The sequence below is a fragment of the Marinobacter sp. F4218 genome, assembly GCF_019443085.1.
Lineage (GTDB): Bacteria > Pseudomonadota > Gammaproteobacteria > Pseudomonadales > Oleiphilaceae > Marinobacter > Marinobacter albus.
The window spans coordinates 1,065,978-1,082,991 of record NZ_JAHZIL010000003.1; the positions used below are offsets into that span (position 1 = coordinate 1,065,978).

General features: G+C 58.9%; 14 protein-coding genes. 11 read left to right on the plus strand and 3 right to left on the minus strand.

Features of this window, described 5'->3' with window-relative positions; translation table 11 throughout:
* Positions 1-23 precede the first annotated feature (23 nt).
* Together K0B93_RS08935 and trxA are read right to left on the minus strand one after the other, a co-directional pair.
* Positions 24-1,448 (minus strand): hypothetical protein, encoded by a 1,425-nt coding sequence (locus K0B93_RS08935; RefSeq protein ID WP_219866878.1) that lies wholly within the window; start codon positions 1,446-1,448, stop codon positions 24-26.
* Positions 1,449-1,560: 112 nt separating this feature from the next.
* Entirely contained in the window at positions 1,561-2,424 is an 864-nt protein-coding gene (trxA, locus tag K0B93_RS08940; RefSeq protein ID WP_219866879.1) for a thioredoxin, read from the minus strand.
* A 175-nt stretch (positions 2,425-2,599) separates the two neighbouring features.
* On the opposite strand from trxA, the gene lon reads away from it, so the two are divergent.
* Together lon and K0B93_RS08950 are read left to right on the plus strand one after the other, a co-directional pair.
* The gene (lon, locus tag K0B93_RS08945; protein WP_219866880.1) at positions 2,600-5,050 is read left to right on the plus strand and encodes an endopeptidase La; all 2,451 of its coding nucleotides are present in this window, start codon (positions 2,600-2,602) and stop codon (positions 5,048-5,050) included.
* A gap of 141 nt (positions 5,051-5,191) precedes the next feature.
* Positions 5,192-6,448 carry a PQQ-dependent sugar dehydrogenase gene (locus K0B93_RS08950; RefSeq protein ID WP_219866881.1) on the plus strand — a complete coding sequence of 419 codons (1,257 nt, stop codon included), beginning with the start codon at positions 5,192-5,194 and terminating at the stop codon, positions 6,446-6,448.
* Positions 6,449-6,465: 17 nt separating this feature from the next.
* Here K0B93_RS08950 and K0B93_RS08955 read toward each other — a convergent pair whose 3' ends face one another.
* Positions 6,466-6,966 carry a MarR family winged helix-turn-helix transcriptional regulator gene (locus tag K0B93_RS08955; protein ID WP_219868075.1) on the minus strand — a complete coding sequence of 167 codons (501 nt, stop codon included), beginning with the start codon at positions 6,964-6,966 and terminating at the stop codon, positions 6,466-6,468.
* Between the two features lie 318 nt (positions 6,967-7,284).
* Between K0B93_RS08955 and K0B93_RS08960 the strand changes: the two genes are divergently transcribed.
* The 9 genes from K0B93_RS08960 (at position 7,285) to K0B93_RS09000 (ending at position 16,998) form a co-directional block, all read left to right on the plus strand.
* On the plus strand, positions 7,285-8,292 hold the full coding sequence (locus tag K0B93_RS08960) for a TPR end-of-group domain-containing protein (protein ID WP_416383199.1): 1,008 nt from the start codon (positions 7,285-7,287) through the stop codon (positions 8,290-8,292).
* A 194-nt stretch (positions 8,293-8,486) separates the two neighbouring features.
* Positions 8,487-9,599, plus strand: coding sequence for a branched-chain amino acid ABC transporter substrate-binding protein (locus K0B93_RS08965; RefSeq protein ID WP_219866882.1), 1,113 nt, complete (start codon positions 8,487-8,489; stop codon positions 9,597-9,599).
* A gap of 162 nt (positions 9,600-9,761) precedes the next feature.
* Complete coding sequence (livH, locus tag K0B93_RS08970; RefSeq protein WP_219866883.1) at positions 9,762-10,685, plus strand: high-affinity branched-chain amino acid ABC transporter permease LivH; 924 nt, start codon at positions 9,762-9,764, stop codon at positions 10,683-10,685.
* Positions 10,685-11,956 (plus strand): high-affinity branched-chain amino acid ABC transporter permease LivM, encoded by a 1,272-nt coding sequence (locus K0B93_RS08975; protein WP_219866884.1) that lies wholly within the window; start codon positions 10,685-10,687, stop codon positions 11,954-11,956. The genes livH and K0B93_RS08975 overlap by 1 nt, the downstream gene beginning before the upstream one ends.
* Positions 11,957-11,962: 6 nt before the next feature.
* Positions 11,963-12,718: a high-affinity branched-chain amino acid ABC transporter ATP-binding protein LivG gene (gene livG / locus K0B93_RS08980; RefSeq protein WP_219866885.1), complete on the plus strand. Its 756-nt coding sequence runs from the start codon at positions 11,963-11,965 to the stop codon at positions 12,716-12,718.
* Positions 12,719-12,727: 9 nt separating this feature from the next.
* On the plus strand, positions 12,728-13,429 hold the full coding sequence (locus tag K0B93_RS08985) for an ABC transporter ATP-binding protein (protein WP_219866886.1): 702 nt from the start codon (positions 12,728-12,730) through the stop codon (positions 13,427-13,429).
* A gap of 281 nt (positions 13,430-13,710) precedes the next feature.
* Positions 13,711-14,175: a DUF3015 domain-containing protein gene (locus K0B93_RS08990; protein ID WP_219866887.1), complete on the plus strand. Its 465-nt coding sequence runs from the start codon at positions 13,711-13,713 to the stop codon at positions 14,173-14,175.
* An 88-nt stretch (positions 14,176-14,263) separates the two neighbouring features.
* Complete coding sequence (locus K0B93_RS08995; protein WP_219866888.1) at positions 14,264-16,129, plus strand: DUF4105 domain-containing protein; 1,866 nt, start codon at positions 14,264-14,266, stop codon at positions 16,127-16,129.
* On the plus strand, positions 16,099-16,998 hold the full coding sequence (locus tag K0B93_RS09000; protein ID WP_219866889.1) for an alpha/beta hydrolase: 900 nt from the start codon (positions 16,099-16,101) through the stop codon (positions 16,996-16,998). The genes K0B93_RS08995 and K0B93_RS09000 overlap by 31 nt, the downstream gene beginning before the upstream one ends.
* The last annotated feature ends 16 nt before the right edge of the window (positions 16,999-17,014 follow it).

The window sequence follows — 17,014 nt, forward strand, 5'->3', positions numbered from 1 at the left end:
AATCAACCCGTTTGGATCATGCGTTAACGGAGCGACCGGAAGTACCGCTCAAGCAGGTAAGGATCATCAAAATGCCTACGTCCGACAAATAATACCGCGTGGTGTCCCCACTGTCGCATTCCCCCGGCGGACGGGACCCCCGTTGGCCATAACAGAACGCGTTCCGGTCGCTCGGTTCCGTCGATAAGCCCATCCCCACCGTACAGGCGCCCCCCTTGAAGAGACCGCCCCCTGAGCCCATCCAGGGGCTCCAGGCGGTAAGACCTCACTGCCCCTTCGGTGGCCACCCCACCCGCGGCGACGTTCACCAGCTGGTGTTCGCTCGCCGATAATGACAGAAGTGGCGCTTTGTCATCGCTCGACACCGAGCCGAGTAGCCACAGTCGCGCGGCCTCAAAATCAACGCCCTCCTTCAGCACCAGGCCACCGTCAACCAGCAGCCACTGATGATAGCAGCCACAGGGGTGGATGGTGTCGTACACCAGTGGTTGGCCGTCTTCACCGACGGTTACCCGCCAGACAAACCCGTCCAGCGCACCGGCGTAGATATCCAGCCCGTCCTCCGCTGGCCGGGCTGCAAACCAGAGAACATAAACCAGTTGCGGCAGGATAACCCCGTCCTGATAGACATAATTGAGGTGCGTATACACCACGGGCTCAGGCCGGAAATGCAAGTCTCCACTCTCATCTCGACCGGGCACGCCCGGGACGTCGTTGCGATCCCGGGTCTCTATCCGCCAGCCTGGCGCGTGCCGCTGAAATAGCCCTCTGAGGGTTTCATCCTTTAACACCGGCACACCCAGCGAGTCCCGCTTGTAGGAAGCTGGCCAGCTGCGATCACCTTCCGGAAATGTGACAGGGAGATAGGTCCTCCAGGGGGCTTGTGCATCGTACTGGGCAAACTGTTCGGCCAGGTCCGTCATGGTAACGGTGGCGCGCCAACGCACGACCGGGGCAACCAGCGGGTACACGCCAAGGACTCGGGCGGTGGTGCTGTAACTGTCCGGCACTTCCGCGACGTCGGCCAGCCCGGGCCATAAGTCAGGCTCCGACATAAGGGTAGCAATGGCCAGACTGGCACACTCCTGCAACCCGGCCAGCCATTGGGAAGCTGCGACCGGCCCACCCTGCATTTCATAGCGCCATGCGGTAAGAGCCTTGCCATGCGCCCGCCTCAACCAGTCCCGGCGTTGCACCGGAGACAATTCGGCCAACTCAAAGCTGGCGAGAAAGCGGTCGACTCGCAGATAGGGAAAGCCCGGCGGCGACCAGTCCTGTGCATCGAAGCGACCATCGACGGCTACCTGGTCCTGCCAGCGCAGAAACTGCTGCCTACATTCCCCGGAAACAGCCACCGCGGGCGCTTCGGAATATTGGTGGGTAGCGCAGCCTGCGACCGCTCCGAGCAAAAGCACCACCCCGAGAAAGCGCCAACCGTAATGCCCCATGATGAGTCTCCGCTCGTCGTGCCTCATCATTTGAAACCGAAACACTCCGAATGGTTCCCCTCGGGCATGGCAATGCTCCCGGGCTGGCCGCGGCGCCCGGTGGCTGGTTCAATCAGTGCATGAGGGTGTAGAGCTTTCGGCGGTAGGTACGGACATCCGGGTTGTTGTTACCCAGTTTATCGAAGAGCTCGATCAACGTCGTTTTGGCCGCCTCGTCCTTGTACTTGCTGTCGACCTGCATGAGTCGGATCAGCAACTCCATGGCATCCGCATTGTTTTCCAGGAGAACGTGGTGCAACGCCAGCTGGTGCAGCGCATTCGGATCTTTCGGATCCTGCTCCAGGGCCATTTCCAGATCTTTGATCGGTGGCAACTCGGCGGACTGCTTCAAGAACTTCACACGGGCCGCCAGCTGCCTGGCCTGATGCTGCATCTTCTCTTCCGGCGGCAGGCTCTCAAGCACTTGCTCTGCGGTTTCCAGATCGCCCATTTCCGCTTTCAGCTGGGCCAGGTCAATCAACACCTTCAGATTTTCGGGATCCTTGCGGTTGAGCTCAGACAGAATGGCCAGAGCACCATCGACGTCACCCCCCTCCCAAAGACGATGGGCCTTGTCATAAGGATCTTCTTCCGGCGCTTCGACATGTTTGTCCAGCACCTTGCGGATTTCACCCTCCGGCAGGGCGCCATTAAAGCCATCCACCGCCTGACCGTTCTTGACCAGAATGATGGTCGGCAGGCTTCGAACGCCCAGACTGGAGGTCAGATCCTGCTGCTCGTCCGCGTTCACCTTCGCGAGCAGAAAGCCACCCTGATAGTCATTCGCCAGTTTTTCCAGAACCGGCGTCAGCTGTTTGCAGGGCGCGCACCACTCGGCCCAGACATCCACCAGGATCGGCGTAGTGGCGGAAGCGTCCATCACCTGCTGCTGGAAGTTTTCCATGGTGGCTTCAAAAATATACGGAGAATCGCTCATCCATTGCACCTGCATAGTCGGAAGAATCATCGTAACTGCCAGAGGACATGGGGCCAGAGCGCCAAAAATCAAGCATCTGCCACCACAAGGCCAAATCCTTGAAATAGCCGTAACTGCCGTTACATAAGCTAGTAGATATGATTCCCCCAACTTTTCCCCATGGATACTTCACGGCATGAATGACGAAAATCGCACAGAGTCGCTTGAGGAATTCGAAGAAGACCTGACTGAGTACATCGGAAAGGATGAGCACAGCAAGAGCCTAGCGCTGCCACAGCAGATGATGCCAACGCGCATGTACGTGCTGCCGGTTTCCAACCGGCCCTTCTTCCCGGCCCAGGTCCAGCCGATCATGGTCAATCAGGATCCCTGGCAGGAAACTCTCAAGCGCGTGGGCGAAACCGACCACCGGGTACTCGGCATCTGCTTTGTGGAGGAGCACGATGCCGAGCAGGGCATTCCCGCCAGCGAACAACTGGAAACCATGGGCTGTGCGGTCCGCGTGCACCAGGCCCAGAGTGAAGGCGGCAAGGTTCAGTTTATCGCACAGGGTCTGCAGCGCTTTCGCATTGTGCAGTGGCTCCGACGCAAGCCGCCCTACCTGGTTGAGGTGGAATATCCACGGGAACCGAAAGAGGAACCCGACGAGCTGAAGGCTTACACCCTCGCCATCATCAGCACCATCAAGGAGTTGCTGCGCACCAACCCGCTCTACGGTGAAGACGTCAAACAGTACCTGTCCCGGTTTGGGCCGGACGACAGTTCACCGCTGGCTGATTTTGGCGCGTCCATGACCAGCGCACCGGGCAACGAACTCCAGGATGTGCTCGACACGGTTCCCCTGCTCCGGCGCATGGAGAAGGTACTGCTGCTGATGCGCAAGGAGCAGGAAGTGGCCCGCCTGCAGTCGGAAATCAGCGAGGAGGTAAACGCCAAGGTCCAGAAACACCAGCGTGAATTCTTCCTGAAGGAGCAGCTCAAGGTCATCCAGCGCGAGCTGGGCATGGCCAAGGACGACAAAACGGCGGACGTTGAACGCTTCGAAGAACGCATGGCCAGCCTGAATCCGCCCGAAGCCGTGCAGGAACGTTTCAGGGACGAAGTCCAGAAGCTGCAGGTGCTCGAACAGGGTTCTCCGGAATACGGTGTTACCCGCAACTACCTCGACTGGCTGACCCAGGTACCCTGGGGCATCCACTCCGATGACCACTTTGACCTTGCCGAGGCCCGGCGCATCCTGGATCGGGACCACGATGGGCTCGACGACGTCAAAGACCGGATTGTCGAGTTCCTGGCAGAAGGCACGTTCAAGGGCGAAGTCAGCGGCTCCATCCTGTTGCTGGTCGGTCCTCCGGGCGTCGGCAAGACCTCGATTGGCCATTCCGTCGCCGATGCGCTTGGCCGAAAATTCTACCGCTTCAGTGTCGGCGGCATGCGGGACGAGGCTGAAATCAAGGGGCACCGGCGCACCTATATCGGTGCCATGCCCGGTAAGTTCGTTCAGGCGCTCAAGGACTCAAAGGTCGCCAACCCGGTGATCATGCTCGATGAAATCGACAAGATCGGGGCCTCGTTCCAGGGGGATCCGGCCTCGGCACTTCTGGAGACCCTGGATCCTGAACAGAACCGGGAATTCCTCGACCACTACCTGGACGTGCGGATGGACCTGTCCAAGGTGCTGTTCATCTGCACCGCCAACCAGCTGGACACCATCCCCCGGCCCTTACTGGACCGCATGGATGTGATCCGCCTGTCCGGCTACATTGCCGAGGAAAAACTCGCCATTGCCAAGCATTATCTGCTGCCCCGTCTGCTCAAGCGGGCAGGTCTTCTGAAGAAGCAGCTCAACATTACCGATGCCGCCATCAAGCAGGTCATTGAAGGGTACGCCCGGGAAGCCGGGGTCCGGAATCTCGAAAAGCTGCTGCACAAAATCATTCGCAAGGGCATCGTGAAATTGCTGGAAACCCCGGACATCCCGGTCAAGGTCGGCGTCTCCGACCTCGCGGATTATCTGGGGCAACCGGCTTTCCGCAAGGAAAAATCCCTGAAAGGCATTGGCGTTGTCACCGGCTTGGCCTGGACGGCCATGGGTGGCGCAACCCTCAGCATCGAGGCATCGCGGATTCACACCAGCCAGCGCGGCTTCCGGTTGACCGGCCAACTTGGCGACGTCATGAAGGAGTCGGCGGAGATCGCCTACAGTTATGTTTCCTCGAACCTGAAACGCTTCAAGGGGGATCCAACCTTCTTTGACAAGTCCTTCGTGCACCTGCACGTCCCGGAGGGCGCAACGCCCAAGGACGGTCCGAGCGCCGGCGTCACCATGGCCACGGCCCTGCTGTCCATCGCCCGCAAGGAATCGCCGCAACAGAACATCGCCATGACGGGGGAGCTGACCCTCACCGGCCAGGTACTGCCCGTCGGCGGTATTCGGGAGAAGGTCATTGCGGCGCGCCGTCAGAAAATCGGCAACCTGATCCTTCCGGAAGCAAACCGCGGAGACTACGAGGAACTGCCGGACTACCTCAAAGAGGGTCTTACCGTGAATTTTGCCAAGCATTACAATGATGTATTTCAGGTCTGCTTCGGCAACAAACCCCGTTCGGGAGCTCGTGTGCACTAGAAACCGGCGCGCGGCCTGTGAGCGCTCGCCTTGACGCTCACGGGGCTGCCGTCTTTACTCCCTTGAGACGGGCGTGGAAACCGGAGAACCGAAGTCTTCCGGCCAATTCGCCACGCCACGCTCGGCCAGGGAGGGGGGGCCATGAATAAAATCGCCTCTGCATTCTGCATGGCTGCGAGTATTGCTGCGCTCCACCCTTTAGCACTTGCCCAGCCAAATGACACCCTAAAAGCACTCGCGAAATCCCAAACCGGATTTAAAATCATCGAGCAACAGGGCGAGCAGGCGCGGGCCATCCAAGGCATCCTGAAAAACATCTCCTTACCCGATGGCTTTGCCATCACACTCTATGCACTGGCCCCTCGTGCCCGCCATATGGCCGTCGGCCCACGGGGCATGGTCACCTTCGTGGGCACCCTGAAATCTGAAGTCTGGGCCATCATCGATCATGACCGGAATGGCATCGCGGACGAGGTCAGGAACTTTGCTCCCTTCATCGAAAAGTCCGTGCCTAACGGCCCGTGCTTTGCCCCGGACGGAGTACTTTACATCGCAGAACAAAACCGGGTGTTGGCGTATCCGAGGGCGGAAATCCAAATTCAAGACGCCAACCCCGAAACCTTGGAGGTCATACCGGCGGGTGCGCTGATTCCTGAAAAGTTTGTCAGCTCCAACCACACCGCTCGGGTCTGCGACGTGGGCCCGGACAACAGGCTCTACATTTCACTTGGCCAGCCATACAACGTAACCCAAAGGGAATACCTGAACACCTTCGGTGAAATCGGCATCGGCGGCATTATCCGGATCAGTCGAGACGGGACCGATCGCGAAGTCTATGCTCTGGGCATTCGAAATTCGGTTGGCCAGGATTTTCATCCAACCACCGGCGACCTGTGGTTTACCGACAATCAGGTTGATGGCATGGGTGACGACATTCCACCCGGGGAAATCAATCAACAGACCGCCATGGGCCAGCATTTTGGCTTTCCCTGGTTCGGTGGCGGACATGTTCGAACCAATGAATACAAAGATGAGGAAGTTCCGGGTGGGGTGGTGTTCCCGGTCTCCGAAACCGTGGCCCACGCCGCGGACCTTGGCATGCTGTTCTATCAGGGCGACATGTTTCCGGATCACTATCGCGGCGGGATTTTTTCGGCCCAGCATGGCTCCTGGAACCGGAGCGTGCCCATTGGTGCCCGGATAATGTTCACTCCGGTTGATGCGCAAGGCAGGATCGCAGGCGACACCGAACCCTTTGCTGAAGGCTGGCTGGATGAAAACGGCAAGTATCTGGGCCGCCCGGTCGACGTTGCCCAACTCAAGGATGGCTCACTACTGGTTTCTGACGACCTCACCGGCGCTGTTTACCGCATCACGTACGCCGTCCCGGGCTCCTGAGCCTGGGCGAACGCTCGTCAAGACTTAGCATCCGCCTTCCAACCGTCCTCGCGCAGCACGGGCCCGACGTGCAGCACCGGCGATGCGTCGATATCGTCCGCGTCCATCATGTTGGCCACCCGCTGGAGCGAAGCCAGAATCATGGTCTGCTCCCATTCATCCAGGCTCTGGAACTTCTTGATGAAGTCTTCCTGCAGGGGGTTCGGTGCTCGGGCCAGGATCTCGGCGCCTTCATCAGTCAGGTGCGCGTGCACTTTGCGCTTGTCCTGGGTACTGCGGACCCGGTACACCAGCTTACGATGCTCAAGCCGGTCCAGAATGGTGGTAACCGTAGCCTGACTGAGACTGACCTTGTCGGCAATGGTGCCGATCGTGACCTGACCCAGGTCCCGGATGGTCCGCATGATGAGCAACTGCGGGCCTGTCAGCCCGGCATGTTTGCTGAGGCGCTTGGAATGAAGGTCCGTCGCGCGGATAACGCGCCGCAACGCTACAAGTACCTGCTCATAGTTATTCACAGCACTGCTCCGATCGGGGGGCTGGATACCCTGCTGATTTGAATCGGTGGCGTCGAGCGGTTTCAGATACGCGCGCTTGTCACTCGCCATCGGCTAAAGCCTCACTCCAATGAAGTCCCGTAAGGGTCTGAGTCAATGAAAACGACCAACTTATTTATACCACTAACTATTAGAGGTCGTTAGAACAGAAAATGCAAGTCGACAAATTTACCTAACGGGGTTCCTACCTGACTGTCTCGAACCCCGGGGCATTTTTTCCCCCGGCCACTATGCTAAGGTCTGCAACTTTCCGAAACCTTGCAAAGCGGAAGCAGTTCAATGATCAGCCGACACCTAGACCGGTTTTTGTCCCTGAATCCCGTGTTCCGTCGTCATCGCGCCGACCGCCGGAGCCAGCTCACCACCATCCTGCGAACCATTGCGGGCATGCTGATGCTCGCCCTGGCCCTGGGCGGGCAAGCACAGGCGCAGAGCGAAGACTCGCCCCCCCCCGGTCGCAAAGACGTCACCTCGGATGACGTGGCAGCAGCGCTCTCTGATCTGGAAGAGCCCATGTACACTCCGTTTATTGAGCTGTACCTGCTGGAGGAAAGCAAAGCCCTGCGCAAGGAAATGCAGAACACCCGCGCCGAACTGATTGAAAAGGTGGTCGACAAGGAGCTGTCGGTGGCCGACAAGACCATGTCATACGCCACGGACACCGTGACCTACTTCTTCTACCTGATCGCCGGCGCCACCTCCATTCTTGTTGTGATCGGCTGGAACTCCATCCGTGACATGCGCAACCAGCTCACCAGTCTGGCGGAAAAACGGGTAAACGAACTGGTGGTGGAATACGAGAAGCGTCTCGAGGCCATTGAGGAACAGCTGAAGCAGAAGTCCGACATCATCCATCAAAACCAGGCGGAAATTGAACGCACTAATGAAGTGCACTCGCTCTGGCTTAAAGCAAGCCAGGAGACCTCGCAGCAAAACAAGATTGCCGCCTACGATCAGATTCTGGACCTGCGTCCGGACGATGTGGAGGCACTGAGTTACAAGGCTGACGCCGTACTCGAGATCCAGGAACCCCTGTGGGCGATCAGCCTTTGCCAGCGCGCGCTCAAGCTGGCCCCGGACAATGGCCACGCCCACTACCAGCTGGCCTGTGCCTACGCAGAGATCGGGCGCTGGGAGGATTCGGTCGCGACGTTACAAAAAGCAATAGACATTTCAGAGGCCTATCGGGACGATGCCTCTGTCGATCTCAGTTTCGAGCAATTGCGCGAGCACGAAAGCTTCCGCGCACTGGTGTTTACCGACCAGGATGACAGCACGGACGCGTGACGCCTCTCAGAGCGGCACAGGCTTTGCTAGCAAGCTTCATGATCGGAAGCTACCTGCTTTCACGATGGCAAGCTTTCAGAGCCCTGTGTTCCCGAGCAAACTATGCCCGATCTGCTTGACAAGCAGGGGGGTGTGGTGTTTGTTTGAGTCTCTGAGAACACAAGAATAACCCTGAACCAAACAGGACAGACCTAATGAAAACCTCAGTGAAAAAACTCGCAACCGCTGTTAGCACTTCCATTGCCCTGATGGGCGCCGGCCACGCCGCCGCCGCAATCCAGATCGGCATTGCCGGCCCGATGACGGGCCCCGTCGCCCAGTATGGCGACATGCAATTTTCCGGTGCCCGCATGGCCATCGAACAGATCAACGCCAATGGCGGTGTCATGGGTGAGGAACTCGTGGCAGTCGAATACGACGATGTGTGCGACCCGAAGCAGGCCGTCACCGTTGCCAACAACCTGGTCAACGATGGTGTCCGTTACGTGATCGGTCACCTGTGCTCCAGCTCTTCGCAGCCCGCCTCCGATATCTACGAGGATGAGGGCATCCTGATGGTCACACCGGCATCCACCAGCCCGGAAATTACCGAGCGTGGCTACGAGCTGGTTTTCCGCACCATCGGTCTGGACAGCATGCAGGGGCCCGTCGCGGCGAACTACCTCGCCAGCCTGAATCCTGAGCGTGTTGCCATCGTTCACGACAAGCAGCAGTACGGTGAAGGTATTGCCACCGCCGTTCGCGACACCCTGAAGAACAAAGGCGTCGAGATCGCCATGTTCGAAGGCATCACCGCCGGCGACAAGGACTTCTCTTCCCTGGTGACCAAGCTGAAGCAGGCTGACGTCGACTACGTTTACTACGGTGGCTACCACCCGGAACTGGGCCTGATCCTGCGCCAGGCGCGCCAGGCTAATCTGGATGCCACCTTTATGGGTCCCGAAGGCGTTGGTAACAAAGACATCAACACCATTGCCGGCGAAGCGGCCGAGGGCCTCCTGGTAACGCTGCCGCCCAGCTTCGACAAGAAAGCGGAAAACCAGGAGCTGGTCGCCGCCTTCCAGGATAAGGGCGAAGATCCCTCCGGCCCGTTCGTGCTGACTTCCTACACAGCTGTTCAGCTGGTTGCCCATGGCATCAAACAAGCCGACTCCACCGATCCGTTCGAGGTGGCAGAGGCCCTGCGTAGCGGCTCTTTCCAGACCCCGATCGGTACGGTCGAATACGACGAGGCCGGCGATATGAAATCGTTTGAGTTCGTTGTCTACGAATGGCATTCAGATGGAAGCAAAACTCCGGTAAACTAAGCCAAAATCGTTAACAAACGGTAATTTTTAGAGCACCTTCTCACCGCGATCCGGGAGAAGGTGTTTTTCTAGGCTCCTGTTGAACCTCCCCCACTCCTGTTCCGGATATCCCGGGGCGGACGTGCGGCAGCGGAGGGAGCAGGCTTTCGGAGTTTTCCACTAATGCAAGATCTCCTGTATTTCTCTCAGCAGCTCATTAACGGGCTGACGATCGGGAGCACCTACGCCCTGATCGCCATCGGCTATACGATGGTTTACGGCATCATCGGCATGATCAACTTTGCCCATGGTGAAATCTATATGATTGGCGCCTACACGGCGCTGATTGCCATTACCGGCCTGGCCTCCCTCGGCGTTGCCTGGTTGCCGCTCATTCTGATTGTCGCGCTGGTCTGCGCCATGATCGTTTCCAGCGCAATGGGCTGGGCTGTGGAGCGGGTTGCCTACCGGCCGGTTCGCGGACGGCATCGCCTGATCCCGCTGATCTCCGCAATCGGCATGTCGATTTTCCTGCAGAACTATGTGCACCTTGCCCAGGGTTCCCGCAACATCGGTTTCCCGGCGCTGATTGAGGGAGGCTTCCAGTTCGGATCCGACGGCGCCTTCCAGATGTCCCTGTCCTACATGCAGATCACGATTTTCGTGACCACACTTATCTGCATGACTGCGCTGTCGCTGTTCATCGCCCGCTCACGCACTGGCCGCGCCTGTCGCGCCGTGTCCCAGGACCTTGGCATGGCCAACCTGCTGGGCATCGACACCAACCGAATCATCTCAGCCACCTTCGTGATCGGTGCCGCACTGGCAGCCGTCGCCGGGCTGCTGTTGGGCATGTACTACGGTTCGGTCGATCCGCTGTTCGGCTTCATTGCGGGACTCAAGGCGTTTACCGCAGCGGTGCTTGGCGGTATTGGCAGCATCCCGGGCGCCATGCTGGGCGGATTGATCCTGGGCGTGTCTGAAAGCATGACCTCCGGCTACCTCAGCGGAGAATACAAGGATGTGGTCTCCTTCGGCCTGCTGATCCTCATTCTGCTGTTCAAACCCACCGGCCTGCTTGGCAAACCGGAGGTTGAGAAGATCTGATGGCTGCTCAAAATATTAAACACGCACTTTTCTGTGCCGTTATCACCCTGATTATTTCCTACCCCATCCTTGGGTTTAACCTTGAGGCCCAGGGCATCAACGTCACCATTGTGGGAGCCAACGCCACCACGATTATGGGCGTATTCCTGGCGGCGCTCGTGGTGTTTGTCTTCCAGCTGTTCCGCGACAGCATCATGGGTAAACTGGGCAACCTGTCCAGCCTTAGCTCGGGCACGCACAAAGAACCAATGGCCGAGAACAAGCGGGTCAAAATTGAATCCTGGGTCCTGACCGGGATCGTGGTGCTCGCCCTGTTCTGGCCGTTTTTTATGTCCAGGGGTGCGGTTGACCTGGCGACGCTAGTGCTGATTTACATCATGCTGGCCCTCGGCCTCAACGTGGTGGTTGGCCTTGCCGGCCTGCTCGACCTGGGTTACGTGGCCTTCTACGCCGTGGGGGCTTACACCTTCGCCCTGCTGTCCCAGTATCTGGGTGTATCCTTCTGGTTCGCGCTGCCTATCGGTGCACTTCTGGCTGCGACCTTCGGTCTGGTACTCGGTTTTCCGGTGCTGAGGCTGAGGGGCGACTATCTGGCAATCGTGACGCTTGGCTTTGGTGAAATCATCCGCATCCTGCTTAACAACTGGACCAGCCTGACCGGAGGCCCGAACGGCATCGGCGGCATTCCCGACCCGACCCTGTTCGGGATGGAATTCGGTCGCCGCGTCAAAGGTGAAGGCAACACATCCTTCCACGAGACCTTCAACATCGCCTACAGCGGTGAACACAAGGTGATCTTCCTCTACCTTATTGCGCTGGTTCTGGCGGTAATCACCGCCCTGGTCATTCGTCGCTTCATGCGTATGCCGGTGGGGCGCGCCTGGGAGGCGCTGCGGGAAGATGAGATCGCTGCCCGCTCCCTCGGTCTGAGCCGGACCGCGGTGAAGCTCTCGGCCTTTACCATCGGCGCGTTCTTCGCAGGCTTCGCCGGCACCGTGTTCGCCTCCAAGCAAGGCTTTATCAGTCCTGAATCATTCGTATTCCTGGAATCCGCCATCATCCTGGCCATCGTGGTACTCGGTGGCATGGGCTCGCAGATTGGCGTTGTGTTGGCCGCGATTGCCGTGACCATCCTGCCCGAGCTTGCCCGGGAATTTTCCGAATACCGCATGCTGATCTTCGGTGCCGCCATGGTATTGATGATGGTCTGGCGTCCGCAGGGGCTCATGCCCATGCGCCGTATTCACATTGAACTGAAAAAGCAGGAGTGACGGACGATGCTTGAAGTACAGAATCTGTCCATGCGCTTTGGCGGCCTGCTGGCGGTAGACCAGGTGTCACTGGACGTTCAGGAACGCGAAATCGTTTCCATCATCGGCCCTAACGGTGCCGGTAAGACCACCGTGTTCAACTGCATGAGCGGCTTTTACACGCCGACGGGTGGCAAGATCCTTTTCGAAGGGAGTGAAGTCCAGGGCAAGCCGGACTACAAAATCTCCCGGCTCGGCATGGTAAGAACCTTCCAGCACGTGCGCCTGTTCAACCAGATGACCGTGGTGGAAAACCTGCTGGTCGCCCAGCACCGGCACCTGAACACCAACCTGGTGGCCGGGCTGCTGAAAACCCCGAATTACCGTGAACGGGAGCAGAAGTCGCTGGATCGGGCTGCCTACTGGCTGGAACGTGTGGGACTTATGGACCTGGCCAACCGGGAAGCCGGCAACCTGGCGTATGGCCAGCAGCGCCGCCTGGAAATTGCCCGCTGCATGGTGACCGAGCCCAAGCTGCTGATGTTGGATGAACCGGCAGCTGGCCTCAACCCGGCGGAAACCAAGGATCTCAATCAGCTGATTGTCAGCCTGAAAGAGGATTACTGTGTTTCCGTGGTGCTGATTGAGCACGACATGAGCCTGGTTATGGACATCTCAGACCGGATCAACGTCATCAACCAGGGACGCCCCCTGGCCAGTGGCACACCGGAAGAGATCCGCCAGAACGACGACGTGATCAAAGCCTACCTGGGCGAGGCCTGAGGAAAAACCATGCTTGTACTAGAAGATGTCCACACCCATTACGGCAAGATCGAGGCACTGCACGGTGTCTCTGTCGAGGTCAAGAAAGGCGAAATCGTGTCCCTGATCGGCGCCAACGGCGCAGGCAAGACGACGCTGCTGATGACGGTTTGTGGCAACCCACAGGCCAGTTCCGGACGCGTTATCCTTGAGGGCCGCGACATTACCCGGGAGCCGACGGCGCAAATCATGCGCTCCGGCATTGCCATTGTTCCGGAAGGGCGCAGGATCTTTTCTGGCCTGACGGTGGAAGAGAACCTGCACATGGGCGGGTTCTTCAATACCAAAGGCGAGATCCGCAAAAGCCAGGAACACGTCTACGAACTCTTCCCCCGGCTAAAAGAGCGTGAGAACCAGCGTGCCGGTACCATGTCGGGCGGCGAGCAGCAGATGCTCGCCATCGGCCGCGCCCTCATGAGCAAGCCCAATATGATCATCCTGGACGAGCCTTCATTGGGCCTGGCACCGCTGGTGATCAAACAGATCTTTGAGATCATCGGGCACCTCCGGGAGGAAGGCATTACCGTGTTCTTGGTTGAACAGAACGCCCACCAGGCGCTGAACCTGGCAGACCGGGGCTACGTGCTGGAGACGGGCAAAATCCGCCTCCAGGACACCGGCAAGAACCTGCTGGCCAATCCGGACGTGCAGAACGCCTACCTCGGCGGCTGACGCGCCAAACGCAAGAAGGCAAACAGAGCCGGCACCGGTACCTCCAGTGCCGGCTTTTTTTATATCCAGGCCCTGCGCGGTTTCGCATTTTGAGAAATTTCACGGCTAAATCAATTACTCACATAACTTTACGCTTGCGATTTCAGGATTTGCACTATACTCAGTGGAACGGTCATCCTGTCTCCACAGAAACCAGTCAGGGCCGTTCCCGCATTGCCGCCAGTTCACCCAGCTGGTGGTGCGGTATGCGACGACAGCTAAACCACACAAAGGAGTGGATAATGAAAAAACTGATCGCAGGTGCAATTCTTCTCGGTGCTTCTTCCTTGGCCTTCGCACAGCCTGGCTGTGGCATTGGCGCAATGGTCTGGAAGGGGCAGTCCGGTATTGCCCCTCACGTCCTCGCCGCCACAACCAACGGCACCTTTGGTAACCAGACCTTCGGTATGACCACCGGTACCCTGGGTTGCCAAACCAACCAGGCGGTCCAGTCCATGGCCATGTACATGGATAGCAACATTGACAAGGTGGCCCGTGACATGTCGCGCGGCACTGGCGAAAACCTCGACACCCTGGCGGTTTTGCTGGGCGTTGATTCAGCTGACCGTGACGCCTTCCGCAAGGTGCTGCAGGATAACTTTGCCACCATCTTCCCGAGCTCTGATACCACCTCTGGCGAAGCGGTCGACGCCATCGTTGCCCTCCTGGAGCAGAACGACTCTCTGAGCAAATACGTCGCAGCCTAAAACCTGCCTCGTACAGGGATGCTCATGCGCCAGGGACGGTGCGCTATCCTGACCCATTCGCTCTCAGATCCGGACGCTTCAAACACCCATGGGCTATTTGCTTCGCCTCGGACCAGCCTTGCTCTGGCTGGCCCTCACCGCGCCTGTGCAGGCAGACACACCCCGAAACACCCAGACTCTCTCTCAGGATCCGGCCTGGCTGACACTGGGCCATTACCAAACGGACACCCTCGGCACCGGCTTTACCAGTCAGGCCGATGATCCCGATTTTTTCCTGAGCGACAACGGCAAACACTCCCCCCAATCCGAACTGGAGGCGACGCTCGCCTCGATCCAGCGCCCCGGCGATGGGGACGGGCATGCCCAGTGCCGTTTCCCAGCGCGAACGACTTGGCTCCGGAAGAAACTTGAACTCTCGTTACCCGACGTGAACTGTCCTGCCTACGAGGAATGGACCGAGACCCTCAATACCGAGACCGTCACGTTGGTGTTTGCCGCCTCGTACCTGAACAGCCCGTCTTCCATGTTTGGACATACCTTCCTGAGACTCGATCCGCCTCAGGAAGACGCGGAAACCAACCTGCTTCTGGCCAACACCATTTCCTATGCAGCGGATGCTGCTGCACACGACAGCGAAATACTGTTTGCCTACAAGGGCATCTTCGGGGGTTACCCCGGCATTACCACGGTGCAGCCCTATTACGAAAAGATCCGTCTTTATTCGGACATCGAACATCGGGATCTCTGGGAGTACAAGCTCAACCTGACACAGCCCGAAGTCGACCTGATGCTGGCGCATGCCTGGGAAATCCGGGACCATAACTTCGATTACTATTTCTTTGACGAGAACTGCGCCTACCGCCTGCTGGCACTGATTGATGTGGCGCGACCGGGCACCGACCTCCTGGATGAGGTGAGCACCCACGCCATTCCCTCGGATACCGTTCGCTGGGTTGTCGACAAGGACCTGGTCGCCGGGGTTTATTACCGCCCATCCGCGGCCACCTCGGTGGCCTACAGCCTTGAGACCCTGCCGGACGATCAGCAGACCCTGGCTGCTGCAGTAGCCAACGGCTACCTCGCCCCGGGAGCGGAAGAAGTCCGAGCGCTCAGCCCCGAGGAGCGGGCCCATGTGCTGGATGCCACCTACGACTATGTTCGCTATCAGAGCGAGGCGGAGAGCTGGCCTCGTGAATTCGCCGCGCCGCTGTCCCACGAGCTTCTGACGGAGCGCAGCAAAATCGACAACGCCGCGGCGCCGGCACCACCTCCCGAGCCTGACATCCGGGACGACCAGGGACATGACACGTTCCGGGCCAGTATCGGGGCTGGGCAGCTGGCTCACCGGGAGTTCACCCAGTTGACCCTCCGACCCGCCTATCACGACGTTCTGGACCCGCCGGCCGGTTACCGTGCCGGAGCGCAACTCCAGTTCCTGCGGCTCGATGCGCGCTATTACACGGATAACGACGAACTGCAACTGGAGCAGCTGATCGGCGTGGAGATCCGGTCCCTGAGCCCCAGAGACCAGTTCTTCTCGCCACTGTCCTGGCAGGTCGGCTTTGGCGGCCGGCGCACCGACACGGGGAATAAGCGGGTTCTGACGCCTTATCTCGAAGGCGGCGCCGGCGGCAGTTGGATGCTTGGCAAACAGATCCAGGTTTTTGCCATTGCCACGGCCGACCTTGAGATCGACGACGACCTTGATCGCGGCTACGACGCCGCTCCGGGTGCCGACCTCGGACTGCTGCACCAGAACAACCGGTTCAGCCTGATTGCCGGCGCCAGGACCAAGGCCTGGATTGCCAGCAGCCAGCATCGACAGGATCAGGTTTACGCCCGCGGCAACTGGCACCTCGGCCGGGACTTCAGCGTGTTTGCAGAATTCACCCGGGAAGACCACTACGACAGGTACCAGAGCACATGGCAAGCCGGACTGCACGCGTACTTTTAACGGCAACAAGAATCAAGTCCGGCGCTCTTGTGCTGGGACTGTTAACGGCCACCCTGCTGCAGAGCGGCTGCAGCAGCGTATTCTTTTTTCCGGACAAGGTGACCTACATCACTCCGGACCGCCTGAACCTGGCGTACGAGGACATCTACCTCGACACCGCCGACGGTGAGACCCTGCATGGCTGGTGGCTCCCGGCCGCGACCGACAAGGATGATACGAAGGGCACCGTCTATTTCCTCCATGGTAACGCCCAGAACGTCAGCAGCCACATCCTCAACGTGGCCTGGCTACCGGGTGAAGGTTACAACGTCTTCGCCATCGACTACCGCGGTTATGGTAAGTCCACCGGGGCACCGGACATCGAAGGCGCCCTCCATGATGTGGAAACGGGCATGCGCTGGCTGGCAGCAAAACCGGAGACTCAGGACACCCCGGTATTTCTCCTGGGCCAAAGCCTGGGCGGGGCACTCGGCATCCCGCTGGCCAGCGAATGGGTGAAGCGGGCCGAGGAGCCTGAAATCCAGGGCGTGGTACTGGATGGCACCTTCTCAGGCTTTCGCGGCATTGCCAGGGAAAAACTGGACAGCTTCTGGCTGACCTGGTTGTTCCAGATACCCCTGAGCTGGGCCATTCCGGCCGAGTACGAGGGCGTCGATCGCATCGACGGCATCAGCCCTGTGCCCACGCTGGTTATCCACAGTGTCCGCGATGGCATCATCCCCTTCCACCACGGCAAGAAACTTTACGCGGCAGCGGAAGAACCGAAAGAATTTCTGCAAACCGACACCCCGCACGCTTCAACGTTCGTGATCCCGGCCTACAAGCAAATTGTTCTGGATTTCCTCTCCAGGGCCACTGGCCGGTTTTAAGAATCTGTTGAGGACT